Below are 24859 nucleotides of genomic sequence, written 5' to 3'. Positions count from 1 at the left end.
GTCGGCCCGGACGAGGCACCGTGCGGGATGGGCGCACTCACGGCAGCAGCGATTCGCCGCGCACGAGATCCTCGAAGGTCTCGCGCGCGCGCACGAGGTGGGCGTGCGCGCCATCGACCATCACCTCGGCTGCGCGCGGACGCGTGTTGTAATTGGAGGCCATCACAAAACCGTAGGCGCCGGCCGTGCGCACGGCCAGCCAGTCGCCCGGCGCGATGGCGAGCGGCCGGTCTTTGCCGAGCCAGTCGCCGGTTTCGCACACCGGGCCGACGACGTCGTAGGTTCTCACCGGCACGTCGCTGCGCACGCGCACGGGCACGATGTCCATCCACGCCTGGTAGAGCGTCGGCCGCAGCAGGTCGTTCATCGCGGCATCGACGATGGCGAAGGTTTTGGCCTGCGTGCTCTTGATGCCGAGGACGCGGGTGACCAGGATGCCGGCATTGCCGGCGATGGCGCGCCCCGGCTCGGCGAGGATGCGCAGCCGGCGGCCGGCAAGCCGCGGACGGATGGCCTGCGCCCAGTGCTGCGGCAGCGGCGGATTCTCGTCCTTGTAGCGCACGCCCAGGCCGCCACCGACGTCGATGTGGCGCAAGGCGATGCCGCGCGCATCGAGCCGGTCGACCAGCGCGAGCACGCGCTCGAGCGCATCGAGAAACGGTGTGATCTCCAGCAGTTGCGAGCCGATGTGGCTGGCGATGCCGACGATCTCGATGCCGGCAAGCCGCGCGGCCTGCGTGTAGAGCTGCTCGGCGGTGGCGATGTCGACGCCGAACTTGTTGGTCTTCAGGCCGGTGGCGATGTACGGGTGGGTTTTGGCATCGACGTCCGGATTGACGCGCAGCGCAACCGGCGCGCGGCGGTTCATGCTGCGGGCAATGGCGTCGAGGGTGTGCAGCTCAAACTCGGATTCGACGTTGAAGCAGTAAATGCCGGCCTGCAGTGCCGCACGCATCTCCTCCTCGGTCTTGCCGACGCCGGAGAAAACCACACGCGCGGGGTCGCCGCCGGCGCGCAGCACGCGCGCCAGCTCGCCGCCGGAGACGATGTCGAAGCCTGCGCCCAGGCGCGCGAGCACCTGCAGCACCGCGAGATTGGAATTCGCCTTGACCGCATAGCAGACGAGGTGGTCGGTGCCGGCGAGGGCGTCGTCGAAGGCGCGGAAATGGCGGGTCAGGGTCGCACGCGAATAGATGTAACACGGGGTGCCGTGGCGGGCGGCGATGTCGGCCACCGCACAGTCCTCGGCCCAGAGCGCGCCGTCCCGGTACACGAAGTGGTCCATGCCGGGATCCTCACGGCGTGGCGGGCGGCGCCGGTGTGTCGGGCCCAGCGGCGGGCGGCGCTTGCGGTGACGGTGGTGAGTCGTGCGGCGGCGCCTGCGCCGGTGGCGCCGGCTCGTCGGGCAGGTACAGCGCGCCGGCCTGACCGCAGGCGGCCAGGAGCGCAACGACGGTCAGCAGCCAGGGTTTGAGCATGGGCAGGGCATCGGGCGGGGGTCGGGCGAGCAGTATAGCGGCCGGCGGTGCGGTACCCGGATGCCGGGGCACGGCATCGGTCAGCGCTCGATCGTGTACAGCAGATCGCCGCCCGATTCGACGCCGGTTTCGGTCTGCAGCTTGAAGCCGGAGCCGAGGTCGTACTGCAGGCGGAACGTATGCCCGGGCTGGAACAGGGCAACGCCGTAGCTGATGAACAGCCGGGGCGAAAGATACTTGCCGATGGTCAGCCGCGCCTGGTCGCTGCTTTCGCCCGGACGGGCGCCGATGCTGATCTCGTCCAATCCCAGGCGTCCGCCGAGCCGCTCGGCCAGCCATTCGCCGCCGGCGAGGCCCAGCGACAGCGCCGCATCGGCGACCAGCGCCCGGTCGGCGGCGCTGCCGGCCGCCTGGTCGAGCGGCCGTCCGAGTACGAGCCAGGACAGTTGCCGCTCCTGCGGCATCGCCGGCATCGAGAACAGGCTGAATTGCGGTTTGTCCAGAGTGCCGCGCACGAGCACGCCGACGGTGATGTCCTCGCGCGGCTGGCGTGTTGCGCGCAACTCCAGCGCCGGACGGGTCAGCGCGCCGCCGGTGAACAGCAGGCGGCCGGTTTCCAGGCTCAGATCCTGGCCGTAAGCCTTGTAGCGGCCACCGAGCAGCGCCAGCTCGCCGCGCGCGCGCGGTGGTGCGCCGGGAGACTCCTGTACGCGCACGCTGCCGCGCAACTGCGTCTTCAGGCCCAGGCCGTCGAAGTGCACGTCGTCGCCGAGCGTCAGGCCGATGTCGGCGAAGATGCCGAGCCGCTCCGCTGTCGGCTCGCCGCGGCGGACGATGACCTGGTCGGCCGTTGGGGCAACGCCTTGCTCGACGCGGCGCGGCGTGAGGCGAGCACGCGGGACGAGCACGTCGCCGCTGACGTGCAGTTCGCGGCCGCTGAGCCGCACCGTCAGTTGCGGCGAGACCCAGATGCGGGCGTCGCTTCGGCGCAGGACCTGGAAGCGTTCGCCCTCGATTGCGAGCTGCAGCGGCGTCGGTGCACCGGGAGCAAGTGTTCCGGCCACGTGCAGGATGCCCTCGCCGGAGCTGGCATCGGCCTTGAGGTCGAACACGCCATCCTGCGTTGTGCCCAGCGTCGCGGTGATGCGCTCGAGGCGGATGCCGGGTGTGCGCAGGCGCAATGCGCCGTCGACGAGCTGGACGCGGCCCGCAAGCTGCGGTGCGGCCAGGGTTCCGGCGAGCGCGATCCGGCCCTCGATGCGGCCCTGCACCTGATCGAGCTCCCAGTTCAGCAGTTCCAGCCAGGCGAGATCCGGGATCTCGATCGCCAGCTCGCCGGTGAGCGGCCGCTGCATCAGTGCGGCGCCCGGCGCGAGGTTTGCGGTCAGATGCAGACCGCCGCGTGTAAACGGCAACCGGCCGTCGATCACCAGACCGGTCTGCGTTTCCTGCGCGCGCCAGGTGAACGGACCGAACACCAGCGGTGGCAAATCGCCGCGCACGAGACGCGAGACGCCGCCGCGCAGCTCCAGTTCCAGACCGGCGAGACCGGAGGCATCGAGATCGAAGGATCCGGTGCCCTCGATGCGGCCTTCGAGGCGAGCACCGCCGGGCAGCCAGGGATCGAGCGCGGCGAGGTCGACGTTGTCCAGATCCACGGCGAGGCGGCGCGCAGGGCCGACCGGACGCAGGCTCACACAGGCGCGGGCTTGCGTTGCGACAAAACAGGCACGATCGAGCGTCAGCGCAGTACCGTCGATGGCCAGCGGCGTGGCTTCTTCCAGCGTCCAGGCGGGCAGGGTCCCGGGTTTGACCTGGGCCTGCGTGAGCGTGCCGTGCCAGCGCCGCGCGGCGAGATCGGCCGCGCCATCGACGGTTGCCGCGGCGCTGCCCTGCTTGCCGCTGACGGCGAGGCGCAAGCGGTGCGCCGTGGTGCGGCCGCGCAGTTCGAGCTGTGCGCGATCCAGCACGGTGCCGGCCCTGAGCGCGCGCGCTTCGGCGTCCAGGCGCGATTCGCCGTGTGGATCGAGATCGGCGGACAGCGCGAGCTGGCCGATCGCCACGTCGGCGTAGCGCAGATCCTGCGCCTGCACGACGGCGGTGAGGCGCGGCTGCCGCGGCGGGCCGCGCAGCCTCACCTGGGCGCGGCCGCTGCCGGAGAGCGGCGGCCATAGCGCGGCGAGATCGGGTCCGGCGACCGTAACCTGCAGCGCGAGCTCGGGCCAGGCCGTGCCGGCGGCATCGATCCGGCTCGGGCCCGAGCGCAGGGCGAAGCGCTCGAGCTGCAGGCTCTGCGCGACATAGCGGCCGCGAGCATCGAGGCGTAGCGGATATTGCCGCAGGCGCGATTCGTCCAGACGCAGGGCAAACGCCACCACCGGCGCCGCCTCCTCGAATCGGGCGCTCGCCTCGACCATGCCATTGAGTTCGCCGTCGAGCTGATCGAGCCAGTGCTGCGGCTGTATGCCGCGCAGACGGCCGCCGAGACGCAGCGTCACCGGTGCGCGCCAGTCGATCGTCGCGTGTCCGTCGAAATGGCCGTGTCCGGTGTCGATGCTGAGTTGCTCGGCGACGGCGTCGGTGAGGGTGCCGCGGCCGTGGACGCGGACCGCCAGCGACTCACCCTCGACGGCGAGCGCGCCGTCGAGGGCAAAGCGCCAGTCGTCGAAATGGCCCATCCAGCGCAGACGGCCGCCGCTGCTCGCGAGCCGCGGTGTGTCCGCGACCGGCCAGCGCAGCGCATGCCAGCGCGCGCGCAGATCCGACGGCGTGCGGTAGCCGAGGTGTCCTTCGAGTTCGATGTCGGCAAAGCCGCTGCTGCGCAGCTGCGCGAGGTCGATGCCCTCTGGCTTGAGCTGTGCCTGGCCCGCGATGCGCAGGCGGCCGACCCAGGGGGTCACCGTTTCCAGCCGGCCGAGCTGCACGCGGTCGCCGGTCCAGCGACCCTCCAGCGCGACGTCATCGAAGGCCAGCGGCGCCCGTTCGGGCAGGACCAGCACGAGCTGCCCGAGATGCAGCGCGCGCACGTCGAGATCGACGGCGAGCCGGGTGAGGGCGCCGTCGCGCGCGGGCGCAGGCAAAGATGCATCGGCCGCCGGTTTGACTTCCACCGTCAGGCGTGCCGCCTGCAGGCGCGAGATGGCGACGGCGCGACGCAACAGGTGCAGCGGTGACCAGTCGAAGTACGCATCGTCGAGCACGATGCGCACGTGCGCGTCCTCGTAGCGCAGGCGCGCAAAGCGCAGCGGTCCCCACAGCGTGCCGGCCGCGCCTTCGGCGTGGAGGACGCCGAAGCGGGCTTCGAGCTCGCGCAGCGCCAGTTGTGCACCGGCTTGCGTGAACAGCACGAAGGCCGCGGCGCCGCACAGACCGGCGAGGATGACGCCGGGCAGCGCGCGCAGCATGGCCAGCACCCTGCTCACAGGCCGACCCTCACGCCGATGTGCAGGCGCACGCCGCCATCGGGTCCGTCGAGCGGATGGGCGACATCGACCTGCACCGAACCGACCGGTGCCCGGTAACGCACGCCCGCACCGATTCCCTGGAACAGGCGCGGTGCGGGATCGTCATCGGCGCCACCGGCATCGTAAAACAGCGCCGCGCCCCAATCGCGCCAGATCCGCCGCTCCAGCTCGATGCTCGCCGTGTTGAGGAATTTGCCGCCGATGACGTTGCCCTGCGCGTCCGTGGGGCCGAGCGACTGGTAGGCGTAGCCGCGCACGGACTGGTCACCCCCGGCGAAGAAGCGTTGCGAGGCCGGCAGCTCCCCGAAGGTCTCGACCAGGTTGGCGCCGTATTCGTAGCGGCCGAGCAGGCGTGCGTGCGCGCCCACGGGCAGCGCCCCGCGCACAATCACCTGCGTGCGCAGAAAACTGGTGTTGGCGAGCACATCACGCACGGCTCCATGCGCATCGAAAAAGATCGACCAGCCGCGCCGGGTATAAATCGGATCGTCCAGTTCGGCGCGGTTGAGGGAAAGGCCCGGCGTCAGCAGGTCTGCGGTCTGGCGCGTTGCGCCCAGGCGCGATTCTTCATGCGTGAATGCGAGATACAGCCGCCGCTGCCAGTCGCCGGGAATGCGCGACAGACTCAGTTGCAGGCCCCATTTGCGGCTGTCGCCGTCTTCGAGGCGCTCCTCGGACAGCTCGCCGGAGAGGCCGACGCTCTCGCCGACGCGCCGGCCCAGCGGGATGCGGTATTCCGCTTGCGCCGTGTTTTTGATCTGCGACAGGCGTAGCTCGGCCTTGGCGGTGTGTCCGGCGCGGTTGAGGCGGCGGATCTGCGTGCCGGCGCTGACGCGTGCACCGGTGTCGGTGCCATAACCGAGCCCGAGGTCGTAGCGCGCGCGCTTGCGCGGCGTCGTGCGGATGACGATCGGGACCGCGTGGTCGGTCGCGGCTTCGCGCTGCGGCAGGATGTCGAGCGTCTCGAAGTAACCGAGATCCCCGAGCGCGAACTGGGTATCGAGCAGCGCCTGTGGATCGTAGATCGCGCCGCTGCGGATGCGCACGTAGCGCGCGAGCACGTCCGGGTCGAGGATGTCTTGCTCGATCGTCACCGCGCCGAAGCGGTAACGCGGTCCGGTGTCGAAGACCAGGTACACCTGCGCGAGATTGTCGTCGGCGATCACGCGCAGCTCGGCCTGCGTGAAGCGGGCATCGAGGAATCCGGCTGCGTAGGCGGCGCTGGCCAGGCGCTCCTTGGCGGCCTCATAGTCGGCATGCCGCAGCGGCGCGCCCTCGCGCAGGCGGCGCAGTACGGCCTCGCGCACCGGGGCGAGCTGCTCGGCGCCTTCGCCCTCGATGCGCAGCTCGACCCTGTCGAGGTGCGTGCGCGGGCCGGGATCGACGCGGTAATGCGCGGTCCAGCGCGGCGCGGTCCCTTCGAGCTTGCCGTCCATCACCGGGTTGTAGTAGCCGAAGGGTTCGAGCGCGCGGCGAATGTCCTGGAACCCGTCGTGCAGCAGCGCTTCGGCGAGATCGCTGTCCAGATCCTCCTGCGTCTCGGTCAGCCGCGTCAGATGCAGCTCGGCGTTGTCGCGCAGTTCGCCATCGAGCCCGTCGATGCGCACGGCGATCTGTGCCTGCGCGACAGCGGAGAGCCCGGCGAGCACGGCGGCGGTACCGAGAACACGCAGACGGATGCGCAGCCGGCATGTTGGCATCGGCGACCGATCAGACGTCGGTTTCGGGTGTGGCCATCAGCCAATTGGCCGTCGCCGGCGCATCGCCACCCAGGCGCGCGAAATCGAACAACCTGCGGTCGGCGAGCTGCGAGGGTGCGACGTTGGTGAGCGCCGCGAAGATCTGTTCCGTGCGCCCGGGATGCTCACGCTCCCAGGCGTCCATCATGTGCCGCACTTGCTTGCGTTGCAGCTGTTCCTGCGAGCCGCACAGATTGCACGGAATGATCGGAAAACCGCGGGCTTGGGCGTAGGCGGCGATGTCGCGCTCGCGGCAATAGGCGAGCGGGCGGATGACGACGTTGGCGCCGTCGTCGGACAACAGCTTGGGCGGCATCGCCGCGAGCTTGCCGCCGTGGAACAGGTTGAGGAAGAACGTCGCGACGATGTCGTCCTTGTGGTGGCCGAGCGCGATCTTGGTGAAGCCCTGTTGTTTGGCAAACGCATACAGCGCGCCGCGCCGCAGGCGCGAGCACAGCGAGCACATCGTCTTGCCTTCGGGCACGACGCGCTTGACCACGGAGTAGGTGTCCTGCTCGAGGATGTGGAAGGGCACGCCCCGTGCGCGCAGATAGTCCGGGAGCACGTGCGCCGGGAAGCCAGGCTGCTTCTGGTCCAGATTGACCGCGACCAGTTCGAACCGGACCGGGGCCTTGGCCTTGAGCTGCAACAGCAGATCCAGCATCGTGTAGCTGTCCTTGCCGCCGGAGACGCACACCATCACGCGGTCACCGTCGACGATCATGTTGTAGTCCATGATCGCCTGGCCGACCTGGCGACGCAGCCGCTTGGCGAGCTTGTTGTTTTCCAGACGTGCGCGCGTATCCGGCGGCCGCGCCGGCCGCAGATCGTGGACGATGGCTTCGGATCGACTTTCGCTCGCGGGAACGGACATCGCTGAAGATGGCTTGCGCGGAAGCGCTATTGTCGCACGCCGGCAGCCGGGGAGCTGTGGCGCTGCGTGTCGCTTGCCGCCATTTCAGCCGCCGGCGTTCTCGAACAGGCGCACATAAAAGCGCACCATGTCCGCGTAGTCGGTGATGGCGATGCGCTCGTCGGTGCCGTGGATGCGGGTCTGCTCCTGCGGGGTGTAGCGCAGCGGCACGAAGTAATACCCCTGGTCGCGGATTGCGGCGTAGTGGCGGTTGTCGGTGGTCGCCAGGATGATGCCGCTGGTCACCAATGCTTGCGGGAATACCTCGGTGACGGTTTTCGCGATCAGTGCGAATTCCGGAGCGTCCGCATCCGATGGCGGCGGTGCCTCGTTGCCGAAGCCCTCGGCCAGCGTGACATCGATGGACGCATCGGCGATCGTCGCGATGATGTGCTGGCGTAATGCCTCGATGCGCTCGCCGGGCAGCAGCCGGTAGTTGATCAGCGCTTCGGCCTGCGTCGGCAACACGTTGTCCTTGACGCCGGCGCGCAGCACCGTCATCGCCTGGGTCGTGCGGATCAAGGCATGGGTGATGTCATTGCGCGCCAGGGCGCGCAGTAGCAGCGGTTCGAATACATCGCGGTTGGCGATCACCAGGCGCTGCGGATAAGGCATGTATGGCGCAAGCCGCGCCAGCATGTCGGCGACCGGCTCCGTCAGACGCGCCGGCAGCGGGCGTGCATCGAGCCGTGCCAGGGCGCGCGCCAGGCGCGGAATCGCTGCCTCGGCGCTCGGGGTGGAGGCGTGGCCGCCGCGCCCGCGCGCGGTCAGGCGGAAGGTCACATAGCCCTTCTCGCCGACCATGATCGCGGCGACCGGGCGATCGATGCCAGCGATGATGCCCTGGGTGATCGCGCTGCCTTCATCGAGGGTGAAGGCGAACCGCACGCCGCGTGCGCCGAGCAGGCGCGCAATCTGCGCGGCGCCGGCTGCGCCGCCGGTTTCCTCGTCGTGGCCGTAGGCGAAGTAGAGTGTGCGCTGCGGGCGGAAGCCTTGCGCCAGCAGGTATTCGACCGCCTCGAGCTGGGCGATGAGGCTGGATTTGTCGTCGAGCGTGCCGCGGCCCCAGACATGGCCATCGGCGATCGCGCCGGAGAATGGAGGGTGGGTCCAGCGCGGTTCGGTCCCCGGTTCCACCGGTACGACGTCCTGGTGCGCGGCGAACAGCGCCGGTTTGAGCGTCCGGTCACGGCCGTCCCAGCGGTACAGCAGACTGAAATCCCCGACGCGCTCGACCGCCAGCTGCGCATGCACGCGCGGAAACTGCGCCGCAAGCAGCCCGTGCAACTCGGCAAAGGCACTGGGGTCGATTGGGGTTTCCGGGCGGGTGATCGTCGGGATACGGATCGCGCGCGCCAGCCGCTCGGCCAGCGCCATGTCGTCGAGTTCGATACGTGAGATTGGCGGCGCCAGCGCATCCTGTGCGTCGAGCTGCGCGGTGCGGAGCATCAGAATGGCGAGCAGCAGCAGCAGTGAAGCTGCGGCGCCAAGCAGCAGTTTCTGGATCATGGGGCGACGTTGCGATGCCGGAGGTTCAATCGTACAGCTGCGACATCGCGCCGGGGGTGCGGGACTGCGCGACCGCGCGCACACCCGGCCATCGGCGCGCGCGGTGCAGCACGCGCTGTCCCCAGTGTCCGAGATCCTCGAGCGCGAGATAAATCGTCGGCAGTACGAGCAGCGAGACGAAGGTGGCAAAGACCAGGCCGCCGATGATCGCGCGCGCCATCGGGTAATAGGCCGGCCCTTCGCCGCCGACCGTTGCATCGCCCAGCGCCAGCGGCACCATGCCCAGCACCGTCGTCGCCGCCGTCATCAGAATCGGCCGCAGGCGGTCGCGCGAGCCTTGGATCAGTGCCTGGCGGCGCTCCTGGCCGGCTGCGCGCAACTGATTCACGTGATCGACGAGGACGATGCCGTTGTTGACGACGATGCCCATCAGCACCAGCATGCCGATCAGGGCCATGAACGAGAAGTCGGTGCCGGTGACGAGGAAAAACCAATAGACGCCGACGTACGAGAACAGGATGCCGGTGATGATCGCGCTGGGTGCGAGGATCGATTCGAACAGTGCGGCCATGACGATGTAGATGCAGGCTGCCGCGAGCAGCATGTTCTGGACCATGGTCCGCATGCTCTCCTGCTCCTCGTCGAAGGCTTTGCCGTAGCGCCAACTGTAGCCCGGCGGCAGCTGCAGTCCGGAAAGCGTCGCTTCGACGCGTTGCTGAGCCTCTTCGGCAGTGACTCCATCGACGGTACCGAATTCGATGGTCAACGCGGTATGCCGGTCTTCGCGCTCGATCGTTCCCGGAGCCGCGCTGACCGACAGCTGCGCGACTGCGGCGAGCGCGACACGCTCGCCGCCGGGCGTGATCACCGGCAAGGCGCGCAGAGCGTCGAGATCCAGCCGGTCGGCGCGGCGCAGTTCCAGACGCAGATCCACCTCCCCGGTCGACGTGCGGTACGGGCGCAGCGGCACGCCGCGCATCGCGGCGGCGACGACGTCGGCGACATGCTGGCTCGATAGCCCATAGAGACGCGCCTTGTCACGATCGATGCGGATACGCACTTCCCAGTCCTGCGCCTTCGCTCTCAGCCGGACGTCGGTCAAGCCGGGCACGCTGCGTACGACGCGTTCCATCTCGCGCGCGATCTCACCCAGACGATCGCTGGATTCACCGAGAATTTGTATCGACAGACGCTCGCCCGAGCCTTGGCGGTTTTCCTCGAAGCTCGGCTCGCCGATCGCGATCTTGGGCAGCTCGCTGCGGATCGCATCCTTGATCTGGCGCGTGGTCTGCCGGCGTTGTTCCTTGGGGAGCAGGATGATGCTGGTATCGGCGCGGCTCAGATCGAAATATGAATAGACCGATTCGATTTCGAAGCGCGCCTTGTTCGCGAGCAGGTAGCCCTCGATCGTGTTCACCGCCTCCTCGACCTTGTCGAGCCGGTAGACGCCGCTGAGGTTGTAGCGCAGCACCAGGCGTTTGCCGCTGTCCTGCGGGAACATGTCCGTTTTGACCAGGCTCGCCGGCACGGCGACGCTGGCGAGCACGCCGAGGATGAATACGCCGGTCTTGCCGGGATGGCGCAAGGTCCATTCGAGCACGCGCACATAGCGCGCCGCGAGATGTTCCATCCAGGCCGCGCGCGTCTGCGTTGCGATCGGAATGCGCGTCGTCAGCTGTGGGATCAGCGTCAGCGCGATCAGCAGCGATGCGCCGAGCGCGACGCAGATCGTGATGGCGACGTGCGTGAGATAAACCGTGATCTCGTTCTGTACGCCAAAAACGTTGGGCAGGAAGACGATCGCCGTGGTCAAAGTGCCCAGCGACACGGCGAGCGCGACGCCATCGACACCGGTTATGGTCGCCGCTTTTGCGTCTTGGCATTCGCCGCGCGCCTTGAAGATCGACTCGGTGACGACCACCGCATTGTCGACCAGCATCCCGACCGACAGCATCAAGCCCATCAGGCTGAGGATGTTCAAGCTGATGTCGAGGAAATACATCGCGGCGAGCGTGATCACCAGCGACAATGGCACCGCGCAGGAGACGATGAGCGTGCTGCGCCAGTCGCGCAGGAACAGGTAGAGGATCGCAATCGACAGCAATGCGCCGACGAGACCTGCCTCGGTCAGATCGTTGAGCGAGTCGCGCACGCTCTGTGCGGTGTTGTCCATCACGTAGAGGGTGATGCCGGCCATTTCCGGTAGTGCCCGCACCGCGTCGATCTCGGCGAGCGCGCGATCGGCGACATCGACCATGTTGGCACCGGTCTCTTTGAATACATTGATGCCGATCGCGTAACGGCCGTCGAGATGGCGGCCGTACGTACGCACCGGATCGGCGTAGGTCACCTCGGCGATATCGCCCAGGCGCAGACCGCTGCGGTCGATGACCAGGTCGCGGATGTGCGCCAGTGTCGGCAAACGCCCTTCGAGTCTGACGAACCAGCGCGTGTCGTTCTCGATGAGATCACCGGCGGTCTGCGCGAAATTCGCCCGCCGCAGCGTTTCTGCGAGCTGGCGCACGTCGATGCCGTGGGCGGCGATGCGGCTTGCGGCGAGTTCGATGCGCACCTCCTTGGGCTCGACGCCGTAGAGTTCGACGCGCGCGACACCGGGTAGGCGTTCGATGCGGCGCTTGAGATTGCGTTCGAGCATGTCGTAGGCGCCGGAGAGGTCGCGCTCGGCGGATACACGCAAGGTCAGCACCGGGATGCTGCCTGCTTCGAATTTGCGGATCTGGATCCGCTCGATGTCGGGCGGCAGGCTGTTGCGGATGGCGTCGATCTTGTCGCGGGCCTCGACCCCCTTGATCGCCAGGTCCTGACCCCAATCGAAGCGGATGAAAATCTGCGCGCCGGCGTCGGAAGACTCCGAGTGCATGTTCTCGATGCCGGACAGGGTGGCGAGCGCCTCCTCGACCGGACGCGTGATCCGCCGTTCCACCTCCTCGGGCGTGGAGTTGCGGTACGGGATTTCGACGAGCAGGCCGGGAAACTCGATGTCCGGGAGGAATTCGAGCGGCAGGCGCTGGCCGGCGATCAAGCCGATCACGGACAGACACACGAAGAACATCACGACCGTGACCGGCCGCCTCAGCGACAGTTGGGTGAGGCTCATTGCCCGCTTCCGTGCGCGTCTGTTGCGCGATCAGGGATTGCGGGATCTGCGCCTGGCTCGCGCACGACCAGCGCATACACCACGGGAATGACGACCAGCGTCAGCAGCGTCGAAACCGTGAGCCCGCCGATCACGGTGATCGCCATCGGCTGGCGCACTTCGGCACCTTCGCCGGTGCCGATTGCCATCGGCAGCAGGCCGAGCACCGTCGTCAATGTGGTCATCAGGATCGGCCGCAGGCGTGAGCGGCCGGCGTCGAGGATGGCCGCACGAACTGCGTGACCCTGCGCGCGCAGTTGGTTGACCAAATCGATGAGGACGATACCGTTTTTCACGACGATGCCGGCGAGCACGATCATGCCGATCAGCGCAACGACGTTGATCACCGAGCCGGTGACGTACAGCGACACAATCGCGCCGATCGCCGCGAGTGGGATCGTGAACAGAATGACGAAAGGGTGCAGCAGCGACTCGAACTGCGCCGCCATCACCAGGTAGACGAGAAAAATCGCGAGCGCGAGCGCCATCGTCAGCGAGCGGAACGACAGCTTCATTTCCTCGCTCTGGCCGGCGATGCGGGTGGTCAGGCCTTCCGGCAACGGCAAGGCTTCGAGCATCGATTCGATTTCCGATATCGCCTCGCCCAGGTCGCCGTGGGCGATGTTGGCCGAGACCACGATCACGCGTTGCTGGTCGACGCGACGGATCTCGCTGGGCCCGGTTGCGAGCCGTATCTCGGCGATCGACGACAGGCGCACCGGTTGCGGTGATTCCGGATTCACGCTCATGTTGCGCAGCGCTTCGAGGCTGGCGCGCGTATCCTCACCGCCACGCACGAGCACGTCGATTTCGCGGTCGCCGATGCGGTAGCGCGTGGCGACGCGGCCGTGCACCAGATGCGCGACGCGTTCGGCGAGCACCGCGGTATCGAGTCCCAGGCGGGCGGCGCGTTCCTGGTCGAATCGCACCTGGATCTCGGGATGCCCGGGCGCGCGGGTGCTGCCGACCTCGGTGAAGCGGTCGGAGGCGAGCAGGCGTGTGCGCAAGGCTTCGGACGCACGCTCCAGCTCCGCGAGGTCGTAGCCCGCGAATTCGATCTCCAGCGGCGTCTTGAGCGTGAACAACGTCGGCCGCGAATAGCGATAGCTTGCCCCGGGCACGCGGTCCAGCCGTTGCGAGAGGCGCGCGATCACCTCGGTTTCGCGTGCAAAAGCGGTCGGCCCGAGCACGATGTTGATCGTGCCGAAGTTCTCGCCGCCGGTTTCGGGATTGGCATCGAGACGGTTGCCGGTGCCGGCGACGGTGTAGTACGTGGCTACCCAGCCATGCAGATCGGAGTCGTCGCGCAGCGTGCGCGAGACGTCGGCGAGCACGGCGTCGGTGTGTTCCAGCGGCGTGCCCGGTGGCAGTTGCAGCTCGGCGCGAAACTCTCCCTGGTTGAACGGCGGGATCAATTCGACGCCGATGCGCGGCAGCAGGGCCAGCGACAGCGCAAATAGCAGGCCGGCGAGCGCGAGCACCGCGCCGCGGTGGGCGAGCGACCATTCGAGCAGATGCAGATAGCGCTGTTCGAACCGCCCGAACGCGCGTTGCCACTGTGCCGCCAGCGGGGACAGCGCCACGCCGAGAATGAGGCTGCCAAGGCGTGCCAGTTGCACGAACGGCCACAGCAGCAGCGACGGCAGGATCTCCAGCGTGCCGTGGCGTATCCGCGCCAGGCCGCTGCGCAGCGGCACTGGTGTGGGCGTATCCGCGCGCACCGGCGGTGACATCGCCCGTCCGCTGGCGCGCGCGGCCAGCATCGGAATCAGGGTCAGGGCCACCAGCAGCGAGAACATCAGCGCGCCGCTGACCACCAGCGCCTGGTCGGCGAACAACTGCCCGGCGATGCCTTGCACGAACACCATCGGAAAGAACACGGCCACCGTCGTCAGCGTCGATGCGGTGACGGCACCGGCCACCTGCGCCGTGCCGGTGACCGCAGCCGCGTGCGGCGGCAGCCCCAGTTCCTGCTGGCGATGGATGTTTTCGAGGACGACGATGGCGTCATCGACGAGCATGCCGATCGCCAGCGCGATGCCGCCCAGCGACATGATGTTCAGCGACAGCCCCGCACCGTACATGACGTTGAAGGTCGCGATCACCGAGATCGGAATCGCGACCGCGACGATCGCCGTGGTCCAGGCGTTGCGCAGGAACAGGTAGAGAATGAGGATGGCGAGTACGCCCCCCTCGATGGCGGCGCTCTTGACCTCATCGATGGCGTGCTGGATGAACAGCGACTGGTCGTAGAGCGGTTGTATCGCAAGATCCGGCGGCAACTCCTTGACGAGTCGTTCGACACGCTCCTTGATGCGTTGGGCGACGGCGACCGTGTTGGCATCGCCCTCCTTGTACATCGAGATCTCGACGGCTTCTCCGCCATCGATGCGGATGATCGCTTCACGCCGTTTGGCGCCCTGCCGGATTTCGGCGACGTCGTCGAGATAGATCGGGCGGTCACTGCGCGTCGCGACAATGGTGGTGCGCATCTCTTCGAGCGAGCCGAACTGGTTGAGCGTGCGCACCAGGTAGCTGGACGTGCCCTGTTCGATCCGGCCGCCGGAGATGTTGGCGTTCTCGGCGGCGAGCCGCCCGGCGACCTGTTCGAGCGTCAGGCCGAATTGGGCGAGGCGGGTCATATCGACCAGCACCTGCACCTCGTCTTCGAGTCCACCGGCGATCTTGACCGCGGCGACGCCGTCGACGCCCTCCATCGGTTTTTGCACGAGGTCCTCGGCGATCCGGCGCAGCCGCTTGAGCGTCGCTTCATCGGCCACGGTTGGGTCGGCCGACTTGAGTGCAAGCCCGTAGCGCATGATCGGTTCCTGGCTCGGGTCGAAGCGCAGCACGACCGGGCGGCCCGATTCGCGGGGCAATTCCAGTGCATCGAGCTTCTCGCGCACGTCGAGGACCGCGAAATCCATCGGCGTGCCCCAGTTGAACTCCAGCGTCACGTCGCTGCGTTCGGCGAGCGATACCGAGCGCACCTGGCGCACGTTACGGACGATGCCGAGAGCCTCCTCGATCGGTTTGGACAGCAGGGTCTCGACTTCTTCGGGCGCGCCGCCCGGCAGTTCGGTGCGGATGGTCAGCGTCGGATACGACAGATCCGGCAGCAGTGTCAGCGCAAGGCGCGACTGCGAAACCAGTCCGAACAGCAACACCGCGAAGGTCAGCATGCTGATCGCAACCGGCCTGCGTGTGCACAGCTCGATGAATCTCATCTATTCCGTCCCCGCAACCATGCCGTTGCCTGTCAGTCGAAGGTGGCCCAGGGATGCGCGCCGTGCGCGCACTTTTTGACCCCTGGGCCCGCGTGCCGGCCCGTGCCGAAGGATGTTCAACCCTGGCGGCGTGCATCCGCTGCGGATGCGGCGCCCGCGGCACCGTCCGCCTTGACGATCTCGACCCGGCTGTCGTCCTTGAGGCGGGCCTGCCCGGTGACGACGACCTGCTCGCCGGCGGCAAGGCCGGAGAGCACCTCGTAGTGGCGCTCGTCGCTATAACCGACCTGGATGGCGCGGCGGCGCGCGCGGCCGTCCGCGACGACGAACACCGCGTACTGCGCATCCTCGGTCAGCACCGCGTCCTTGGGAATCAGCAGCGCGGCGTCATGGCGGTCGTAGCGGATCTCGATGCGCCCGAACATGCCGGGCTTGAGCTCGGCCTGGCCTTCGGCCATCGCGACGGTGACCTTGACCGTTCCCGAGGCGGCATCGACGACGGGGTTGATGCGCAGGATCCGGCCGGCAAAGATCCGGCCCGGCCAGGCATCGACGCTCAGACTCGCCGGCTGACCCACGGCCAGCTTGTGGATGTCGCGCTCGGGCACGTAGATCGGTGCCTGCAGCCGGTCCATGCGGGTGATGCGAAACGCCGGGCTGCCCGGTTGGATCGTGTTGCCGACCTTGATGTGGCGCTGCGCGACGACGCCCTCGAAGGGGGCGCGGATGTCCGCCTCACGCAAGGCCAGGCGGGCGAGATCGTAGGCCGCGCGCGCGCCATCGAGTTCGAACTTGATGCGTTCGAAAGCCTCCCGCGAGACCAGGTTGCGCTGGAACACCGAGGCGTTGCGCTGGTAGTCCTGCTCCAGCTTGTCGAGCGCGGCCTTGGCGCGCGCGACTTCGAGGCGCAGCCGCTCGGACTCGAGCCGGGCGAGCACCTGTCCGGCGTGGACCCGCTCGCCTTCTTCGACCAGCACCTGCTCGATGACGCCGCCGGTCTTGGCGGTGACCGTTGCCTCATTCTCCGCCTCGAGCGTCGTCGTGCCGCGGTAGGCGGCTTCGATCGGCCCGATCCGTGCCGTGGCGACCTCGACCGGGATACTCGCCTGCTCTTTCTTCTTGTCCTTGTCCTGCGCCCGGCCGTCGCTGCACGCGGCCAGAAGGCCGGCCAGCCCGAGCGCGAATGCGCCGACACAATGCCTGTTCATGACCTCGCTCCAGTGGTATTCGGGCCGCACCGATCAAGATGCATGCCAGCCGCAGAATGTTTGTAGATCATTGATTTTGTTCTTTTCCGAAAGTGCCCGCACGGCGGTCGGAGACGGATCGGGCGGGCCTTGCGCGCCGTAATGTCCATGTTCACCGCAAGTTGGCACAAACCGCCACCTGCGCGACCCGCGGTGCCGGGCCCGGCGCTTGGATGGATGGGGCCGGAAAAGCGTGCGGGCGTTGCATCCTGCTAGCATGAGCGCCCGCACAACGGAAAATCTCCATGGAAATCGCACCCCAGCGTGTCGTCTATATTCACTACACGCTCACCAATGACGCCGGCGAAGTTCTCGACAGTTCGCAGGGCGGGGAGCCGCTCGCCTACCTGCACGGCTATGGCAACATCATCCCTGGCCTCGAGAACGCATTGACCGGCAAGCAACCCGGCGACAAGCTGCAGGTCCGGGTCGCACCGGCCGACGGCTACGGCGAACGCGACGAGCAGCTCGTACAGCAGGTTCCGCGCCGCGCCTTCCAGGGTATCACCGACATTCGCCCGGGCATGACCTTTCAGGCGCAGAGCAGCCGGGGGCCGATGCGGGTCGTCGTCACCCGCGTCGCCGGCGACATGGTCACCGTCGATGGCAATCATCCGCTCGCCGGCGAGCATCTGAACTTCGCGGTCGAGGTGACCGACGTCCGCGCCGCGACCGACGAAGAGCTCAGCCACGGCCACGTCCACGGACCGGGCGGTCACCATCACTGACCGCCACGGCGCGGCGCCGGGGCCGGCCGTCCGGGTGCCGGATCAGCGCGCAATGGCGGCGGCGAAACGCCGGTCCCACTCGTCGCGCTGCCGGATCAGGCGGCGGTCCTGCCAGAGGATGAAGGGTCGCGTGCGCAGCTTCCGGCCGATCTCGCTGACCGCGAGATCCAGGCTGCTGGCGATGCGCAAGTGACCGTCGATCAGCTCGGCGCGTCCCGAGCGTTGTCGCGCAAGCTGCGGCAGCTCGCGGCGCTGCGCGGCGAGGTAGCGCTCGGGATCTTCGGGCTCGAATTCGGTCTGATACAGGCGGTCGTTGAAGAACTGCAGCTCCAGTTGCCCCTGCACGCCCCAGTGCCGGAACTGGTGGACGGTGACGACATCGAGCGCGCGCGGCGGCACGCCCGCCGGAACCGCCGTGTGGTGGGATTCGACGATCGGCTTGAAGCCGGCCTGCTCGAGGCCGTAAACGACTTCATCGACGCCCATATAGCTCTTGTAGCTGCCGAGCAGACGCACCGGATCGGGTTCTACGCGTGTGAACGCGGCAAGTTCGGAATCCGCCGCCGGCGGTGCTTCATCTTCCTCGTAGATGAAGGCTTCCTCGGCGGGGTGGGTCGGTTCGGATGGGGCAGCGGGGACGGCCGCAGCCGCCGTGGTCACCGCAGGGGTCGGTGCGGATTCGCGGGCCACGGTGCTGATGGCTGCCTCCTGCGGCGGGGCGACGTGCGGTGCGGGAGCGGACGGCGCGGCGACCTCGGCCGGCGCAGCGGTGGGTTTTTCCGAGTCCTCGCTCAGCCACGCATATACGAGTGCAACGACGGCAGCGCCGGCCAGCCAGCGCAGCGGCCGCCATTTCTTCCACCACAGGGGCGGTTCCAGCCAGTCAGCACGTTTCTCGGCCATCGCTCCGATCGCTCCATGTCCGGGGGGCGCCGTTGCGGGTCTTGCGCAACGGCGCGCATCTTCGCACAGGATTCGGGCGGCGGTCGTCCCAGGTGGTGGCTCAGACGCCGAGGTAGTCGAGGATACCCTCGGCCGCTTCACGGCCCTCGAACACGGCGGTGACGACGAGGTCGGAGCCGCGCACCATGTCGCCGCCGGCAAAGACCTTGGGGTTGGCGGTCTGGAACTTGTGCTTGGCCAGCACCGCGCCGTTGACCTTGACCCGGCCGTCCTCGTGCAGCGCGATGCCATGCTCGGCAAACCACGGTGCCGGACTCGGACGGAAGCCGAACGCGACGATGACCCGGTCCGCGGGGATGATCTCCTCCGAGCCTTCGACGATCTCCGGTTTACGGCGACCGCGGCTATCCGGTTTACCGAGCGCGGTGGTCACGAGTTTGACGCCCTCGACCTTGCCGTTGCCGACGACCGCGACCGGCTGCCGGTTCCACAGAAACTCGACGCCTTCTTCCTTGGCGTTGGCGACCTCGCGGCGCGAGCCCGGCATGTTGGCCTCGTCGCGGCGATAGGCGCAGACCACGCTCTCTGCGCCCTGGCGGATCGCGGTGCGGTTGCAGTCCATCGCCGTGTCACCGCCGCCGAGCACGACGACGCGCTGGCCCTTGACGTCATAGGCCATGTCGGCCGGCGTGCCCTGTCCGAGCTGGCGGTTGACGTTGGCGATGAGAAAAGGCAGCGCTTCGAAGACGCCCGGCAAATCCTCGCCGGGAAAGCCACCTTTCATGTAGGTGTACGTGCCCATGCCGAGGAAGACGGCATCGTAGTCCTTGAGCAGGCGCTCGAAGGGGATGTCCTTGCCGATCTCGGTGTTGAGGCGGAACTCGACGCCCATGCCCTCGAGCAGTTTCCGGCGCGTTTTCACCACGTGCTTTTCGAGCTTGAACGGCGGGATGCCGTAGGTCAGCAAGCCGCCGATCTCCGGGTATTTGTCGAACACCACCGGACGGACGCCGTTGCGCACCAGCACGTCGGCGCAACCCAGCCCCGCGGGGCCGGCGCCGACGATGGCGACCTTTTTCTTTGTCCACTTGACCTTGGACATGTCGGGCCGCCAGCCTTGCTTCAGCGCTTCGTCGGTGATGTATTTCTCGATTGCGCCGATGGTCACGGCACCGAAGCCATCGTTGAGCGTGCACGCGCCCTCGCAGAGCCGGTCCTGCGGGCAAACGCGGCCGCAGATTTCCGGCAAGGAGTTCGTGCGGTGGGACAGCTCCGCCGCCGCGAACAGATTCCCCTCCTCGATCAGCTTGAGCCAGTTGGGGATGAAGTTGTGGACCGGGCATTTCCATTCGCAGTACGGATTGCCGCAGGCCAGGCAGCGCCCGGCCTGCGCCTTGGCGGCCTCCGGCTGGAACTGCCCGTAGATCTCACGGAAATCGCGGATACGCACCTCGACCGGAACCTTCGCCGGGTCCTGCCGCGGCAGATCGAGGAACTGGTTGACGTTCTTTGCACCCATGATGCTTTCCCTCAGGCCGCCGCCCGCACCGAGTCGATCAGCGAACCGATTTCCGCCGCCTTGGGCTTGACCAGCCAGAACTTGCCGACGAAGTCCGCCCAGTCGGACAGGATTTGCTGCGCCCACTTCGAGCCAGTGACCTTGGCGTAGTCCGTGACCAGGCTGCGCAGATAGTGCTCGTGCGCCTCCATCGATTCGGAGACGACGCGGTGGATGTCGATCAGCTCGTGGTTGTAGCGATCGACGAAGTTGCGCTTCTCGTCGAGCACGTAGGCGAAGCCACCGGTCATGCCGGCGCCGAAGTTGATCCCCGTGCGTCCGAGCACGACGACGACGCCGCCGGTCATGTATTCGCAGCCGTGATCGCCGCAGCCCTCGATGACCGCGTGCGCGCCGGAGTTGCGCACGGCGAAGCGCTCGCCGGCCATGCCCACTGCGTAGAGCGTGCCGCCGGTGGCGCCGTACAGGCAGGTGTTCCCGATGATCGCCGCCTCGCGCGTGTCGTAGCGCACACCCTTGGGCGGTTTGACGACGATGCGGCCACCGGCCATGCCCTTGCCGACGTAATCGTTGGCATCGCCTTCCAGCTCGATATGCAATCCGCCGGCATTCCAGACGCCCAGCGACTGGCCGGCCGTGCCCTTGAGCTTGATCGTGATCGGCTTGTCGCTCATGCCGAGGTTGCCGTGGCGGCGTGCGATCTCGCCGGACAGGCGCGCGCCGATCGAGCGATGCCGGTTGCTGACCGTGTAGTGGAAGATGCCGCCGGTCTTGTGTTCGATCGCCGGCAGGCAGTCCTGCAGCATCGCCTCGGCGAGCTCGCCCTTGTCGAACGGCTCGTTGTTGAACATGCAGTAGTGCGCGCTCGGCAGCACCATGCCGGCCGATTCGAGAATCGGTTTGAGGTTGAGGTTCTTCGTCTTGGGGTTTTCGACCTCGGCGATCTCGATCAGATCGGTGCGGCCGATCAGCTCGGCGATCGAGCGCACGCCCAGCGCGGCGAGCCACTCGCGCACTTCCTGCGCAACGAAGCGGAAATAGTTCATCACCATCTCCGGCAGACCGATGAAATGCGTGGAGCGCAGCACGGGATTCTGCGTGGCGACGCCGGTGGCGCAGTTGTTCAGATGGCAGATGCGCAGGTATTTGCAGCCGAGCGCGACCATCGGCGCGGTGCCGAAGCCGAAGCTCTCGGCGCCGAGGATCGCCGCCTTGATCACGTCCAGGCCGGTCTTGAGGCCACCGTCGGCCTGCACGCGCACCTTGTCGCGCAGGTTGTTCATGCGCAGCGTCTGGTGCGTTTCCGACAGGCCCAGCTCCCACGGTGTGCCGGCGTACTTGACCGAGGTGAGCGGTGAAGCACCGGTGCCGCCGTCGTAGCCGGAAATCGTGATCAGGTCGGCGTAGGCCTTGGCCACGCCGGCGGCGATCGTGCCGACGCCCGGGCCGGAGACCAGCTTGACCGAGACCAACGCCTGCGGATTGACCTGCTTTAAGTCGAAGATCAGCTGCGCGAGGTCCTCGATCGAGTAGATGTCGTGGTGCGGCGGCGGGCTGATCAAGGCCACACCCGGCTTGGAGTAGCGCAACCGGGCGATCATGTCGTTGACCTTGTCGCCGGGAAGCTGGCCGCCCTCGCCGGGCTTGGCGCCCTGCGCGATCTTGATCTGCAGCACCTCGGCGTTGACCAGATAAGCCGGCGTCACGCCAAAGCGCCCGGAGGCGACCTGCTTGATCTTGGACATCTTCTCGGTGCCGTAGCGCGCCGGGTCTTCGCCACCCTCGCCGGAATTGCTGCGCGCGCCCAAGCGGTTCATCGCGATGGCCAGGGCCTCGTGCGCCTCGGGCGAGAGTGCACCCAGCGACATGCCGGCGGAGTCGAAGCGCTTGAGGATGGATTCGATCGGTTCGACTTCCTCGATCGGGATCGGATGGCCGGTCTTGAGTTTGAACAGGTCGCGGATCGTCGCAACCGGGCGTTCGTTGACGATGCGGGCGAAGACTTTGTAGTCCTCGTAGTCACCGGACCTGACGGCGCGCTGCAGCGCAGCGATGACGTCCGGGTTATAGGCGTGGTACTCGCCGCCGTGGACGTATTTGTACAAACCGCCCTGCTCGATCGGCTTGCGCGCGCTCCAGGCCGATTCGGCCAGACGCGCCTGCTCGTTCTCGAGCTCTGCAAAGCGGGCGCCGCCGATGCGCGACACCGTGCCCTCGAAGCACAGCTCGACGACTTCGTCATGCAGGCCGACGATCTCGAACAGCTGTGCGCTCCGGTACGAGGAGATCGTCGAGATGCCCATCTTCGAGATGATCTTGTACAGCCCCTTGTTGATGCCCTTGCGGTAGGACTGCGCGAGCTGCTCCGGTGCCTTGTTCTTGATCTGGCCGGCACGTGCCATCTCATAGAGCGTCGCGTAAGCCAGATAGGGGTAAACGACCGAGGCGCCGTAGCCGATCAGACAGGCGAAGTGGTGTGGATCGCGCGCGGTTGCCGTCTCGACGACGATGTTGCAGTCGCAGCGCAGTCCCTCGCGCACGAGACGGTTGTTGACCGCGCCGACCGCGAGCAGCGCGTGGATCGGCAGCTTGCCACGCTCGATCGCGCGGTCCGAAAGCACGAGCACGACCTTGCCCGATCTCACCGCGGCGACGGCTTCGTCGCACAGATGGGCGATCGCCGCCGCAAGGCCGCCGCTCTGCCGCGGATCGTAGTTGAGATCGAGGACATGGTGCGCGTAGGCCGGATCGTCGTTGCCGATCGCGAGCAGCTTCTTGAACTTGGCTTCCGACAGCACCGGAGAGTCGATCAGCAGGCGCGCCGCGCGTTCCGGGGTTTCCTCGAACATGCCGCGCTCGGCGCCGAGCTGGCATTCCAGCGACATCACCACCTGCTCGCGCAACGGATCGATCGGCGGGTTCGTCACCTGCGCGAACATCTGGCGGAAGTAGTCGTAGACCGAGCGCACCTTGTCGGAGAGCACCGCAAACGGCGTGTCGTCGCCCATCGAGCCCACCGCCTCCTGCCCGGACTCCGACAGCGGGCGCAGCACCTGGTCGCGTTCCTCGAACGTGAGCTGGAACATCTTGTGGTACGTCGCCACCATGTCCGGCGGCATCACGTCGAGCGAGCTGGGATCGTCCGACAGCGAGGCCTCGAGCCGCTTCATGTTGCTCTTCAGCCACTGCTTGTACGGCTTGCGCGAGGCCAGCATCTTGTCGATGTCCTCGGGGCGCAGCAGTGCGCCGGTTTCGGTATCGACGGCGAGGATCTCGCCGGGCCGCAGGCGCCCTTTCTCGACGACGTCCTGCGGGCGGTAGTCATGCACGCCGATCTCCGAGGCGAGCACGATGTGACGATCCGCGGTGATCACGTAGCGCGCCGGCCGCAGCCCGTTACGGTCGAGCGTGCAGGCGGCGTAACGGCCGTCGGTGATGACCACGCCGGCAGGTCCGTCCCAGGGTTCCATGTTCACCGAGTTGTACTCGTAGAACGCGCGCACGTCCGGGTCGAGGTCCTCGACGTTCTGCCAGGCCGGCGGGATCAGCGCGCGCAGCGCGGCAAAGATGTCCATGCCGCCGGCCAGCAGGACCTCGAGCATGTTGTCCAGCGACTGCGAGTCCGAGCCGGTCATGCTCACCAGCGGTGCAACTTCCTCGATGTCCGGCAGATCTGCGCACTGGAACTTCTTCTGGCGTGCGAGCGCCCACTTGCGGTTGCCGGAGATCGTATTGATCTCGCCGTTGTGGGCGAGATAGCGGAACGGATGGCACAGGCCCCAGCGTGGCAGCGTGTTGGTCGAGAAGCGCTGGTGGAACACGCACATCGACGATTCCAGCGCCGGATCGGCGAGGTCCGGGTAGAACACCGGCAGGAACTCCGGCATCACCAGACCCTTATAGACGATCACGCGGCAGGAGAGGTGGGTGACGTAGAAGTCGCGGTCACCTTCGGCCTCGATGATTTTCTCGGTGCGACGGCGCGCCTTGAACAGCTTGAGCTCGAACGCGAACTTGTGCAGATCCTTGGGCGCCGTGATGAACGCCTGTTCGATACGCGGCAGCGTCTTGAGCGCTTCTTCCCCTAGCGCCGAGGTGTCGGTCGGTACCTCACGGTAGCCGAGCAGCGTCAGACCGTGCATCTCCAGGCTTTCCTTGAGCACGGCTTTGGCGCGCGCGCGACGCTTGGCATCCTGCGCAAAGAAGATGTTACCGGCGCAGTAGTTGGGGCCCAGCTCAAAGCCGAGCTTGGCGGCCTCGCGGCGCAGGAAGGCATCGGGTTTTTTCATCAGCAGCCCGCAGCCGTCGCCGGTCTTGCCATCGGCGGCGACGGCGCCGCGGTGGGTCATGCGGTGCAGCGCAGTGATGGCGGTACGCACCAGCCTGTGGCTGGCCTGATCGTCCATATGCGCGATCAGGCCGAAGCCGCAGCTGTCTTTCTCGAACTGTTCGCGGTACAGACCGTAGGCGGTCTGGGTGGGCCGGGGGTGCCCCGGATCCTGGCAGTGCTCGCGGTCGGACATCGGCTCGCTCCCAAAACGGCGCGGCGACGGCCGCGCAGCAGAACCCGCCCGGATGGCGGGCCGCACAGTGTGGGCCGCGGCCGTCACCAGCGCAAATCTTTGTCCCGCCAAAGCCGGCTTCATGCAAATTCTTCCAATTGATTCATACCGTTAAGTTGTCATATAAATGGCCATCTAAATGGCCATCTTGCGCGGATGAAGACGGTTTCCATTGCTCAGGCCAAGGACACCCTGACGGCCTTGGTGCGTGAGGCCGAGGAGGGTCGGCCGGTGGCGATCAGCCGCCGCGGCCGACCGGTGGTGGTGCTGCTCGGCGAGGCCGAGTACACGCGCCTGCGCGCCGCCGCCGCGGCGGCCGATTTCGGCAGCTGGCTGCAGGCCTGGCGGTTGCGGCTGCCGGCCGATTTCGAGGGCATCAGCGCCGAGGAGCTGGCGCGCTGGGGTTAAAGCAT

General features: G+C 67.4%; 14 protein-coding genes. 2 read left to right on the top strand and 12 right to left on the bottom strand.

Annotated features, from left to right (window positions below):
* Positions 1 to 37: 37 nt before the first annotated feature.
* From lysA to BMZ48_RS00505, 9 genes are all read right to left on the bottom strand, one after another.
* Entirely contained in the window at positions 38 to 1285 is a 1248-nt protein-coding gene (gene lysA, locus BMZ48_RS00545; RefSeq protein WP_091529993.1) for a diaminopimelate decarboxylase, read from the bottom strand.
* 10 nt (positions 1286 to 1295) lie between these two features.
* The gene (gene lptM / locus BMZ48_RS00540; RefSeq protein ID WP_091529990.1) at positions 1296 to 1478 is read right to left on the bottom strand and encodes an LPS translocon maturation chaperone LptM; all 183 of its coding nucleotides are present in this window, start codon (positions 1476 to 1478) and stop codon (positions 1296 to 1298) included.
* A gap of 80 nt (positions 1479 to 1558) precedes the next feature.
* On the bottom strand, positions 1559 to 4900 hold the full coding sequence (locus BMZ48_RS00535) for a translocation/assembly module TamB domain-containing protein (protein WP_143383583.1): 3342 nt from the start codon (positions 4898 to 4900) through the stop codon (positions 1559 to 1561).
* Positions 4897 to 6642, bottom strand: a complete 1746-nt coding sequence (locus tag BMZ48_RS00530; RefSeq protein WP_091529984.1) for an autotransporter assembly complex protein TamA — start codon at positions 6640 to 6642, stop codon at positions 4897 to 4899. The genes BMZ48_RS00535 and BMZ48_RS00530 overlap by 4 nt, the downstream gene beginning before the upstream one ends.
* Before the next feature lie 10 nt (positions 6643 to 6652).
* A complete protein-coding gene (ttcA, locus tag BMZ48_RS00525) occupies positions 6653 to 7555 on the bottom strand; it encodes a tRNA 2-thiocytidine(32) synthetase TtcA (RefSeq protein ID WP_091529979.1) in 903 nt (300 codons plus the stop codon).
* Positions 7556 to 7639: 84 nt separating this feature from the next.
* Entirely contained in the window at positions 7640 to 9103 is a 1464-nt protein-coding gene (locus tag BMZ48_RS00520; protein ID WP_091529976.1) for a M20 family peptidase, read from the bottom strand.
* A gap of 25 nt (positions 9104 to 9128) precedes the next feature.
* On the bottom strand, positions 9129 to 12221 hold the full coding sequence (locus tag BMZ48_RS00515) for an efflux RND transporter permease subunit (protein ID WP_091529973.1): 3093 nt from the start codon (positions 12219 to 12221) through the stop codon (positions 9129 to 9131).
* Positions 12218 to 15487, bottom strand: a complete 3270-nt coding sequence (locus BMZ48_RS00510) for an efflux RND transporter permease subunit (protein ID WP_091529970.1) — start codon at positions 15485 to 15487, stop codon at positions 12218 to 12220. The genes BMZ48_RS00515 and BMZ48_RS00510 overlap by 4 nt, the downstream gene beginning before the upstream one ends.
* A 116-nt stretch (positions 15488 to 15603) precedes the next feature.
* Positions 15604 to 16695: an efflux RND transporter periplasmic adaptor subunit gene (locus tag BMZ48_RS00505; protein ID WP_091529968.1), complete on the bottom strand. Its 1092-nt coding sequence runs from the start codon at positions 16693 to 16695 to the stop codon at positions 15604 to 15606.
* A 284-nt stretch (positions 16696 to 16979) separates the two neighbouring features.
* On the opposite strand from BMZ48_RS00505, the gene BMZ48_RS00500 reads away from it, so the two are divergent.
* Positions 16980 to 17462 carry an FKBP-type peptidyl-prolyl cis-trans isomerase gene (locus BMZ48_RS00500; RefSeq protein WP_091529965.1) on the top strand — a complete coding sequence of 161 codons (483 nt, stop codon included), beginning with the start codon at positions 16980 to 16982 and terminating at the stop codon, positions 17460 to 17462.
* A 42-nt stretch (positions 17463 to 17504) separates the two neighbouring features.
* Here BMZ48_RS00500 and BMZ48_RS00495 read toward each other — a convergent pair whose 3' ends face one another.
* The 3 genes from BMZ48_RS00495 to gltB all read right to left on the bottom strand — a co-directional run bounded on the left by BMZ48_RS00495 (position 17505) and on the right by gltB (position 24407).
* Entirely contained in the window at positions 17505 to 18365 is an 861-nt protein-coding gene (locus BMZ48_RS00495; protein ID WP_091529962.1) for a hypothetical protein, read from the bottom strand.
* 100 nt (positions 18366 to 18465) lie between these two features.
* Entirely contained in the window at positions 18466 to 19884 is a 1419-nt protein-coding gene (locus BMZ48_RS00490) for an FAD-dependent oxidoreductase (RefSeq protein ID WP_091529959.1), read from the bottom strand.
* An 11-nt stretch (positions 19885 to 19895) separates the two neighbouring features.
* Complete coding sequence (gltB, locus tag BMZ48_RS00485) at positions 19896 to 24407, bottom strand: glutamate synthase large subunit (protein WP_091529957.1); 4512 nt, start codon at positions 24405 to 24407, stop codon at positions 19896 to 19898.
* Between the two features lie 195 nt (positions 24408 to 24602).
* On the opposite strand from gltB, the gene BMZ48_RS00480 reads away from it, so the two are divergent.
* A complete protein-coding gene (locus BMZ48_RS00480) occupies positions 24603 to 24854 on the top strand; it encodes a type II toxin-antitoxin system Phd/YefM family antitoxin (protein ID WP_091529954.1) in 252 nt (83 codons plus the stop codon).
* The last annotated feature ends 5 nt before the right edge of the window (positions 24855 to 24859 follow it).

The sequence above is a fragment of the Fontimonas thermophila genome (assembly GCF_900113085.1).
Lineage (GTDB): Bacteria > Pseudomonadota > Gammaproteobacteria > Nevskiales > Nevskiaceae > Solimonas > Solimonas thermophila.
The sequence above is the reverse complement of the archived record's forward strand: the minus strand, read 5'-3'. Positions and strand labels throughout refer to the sequence as shown.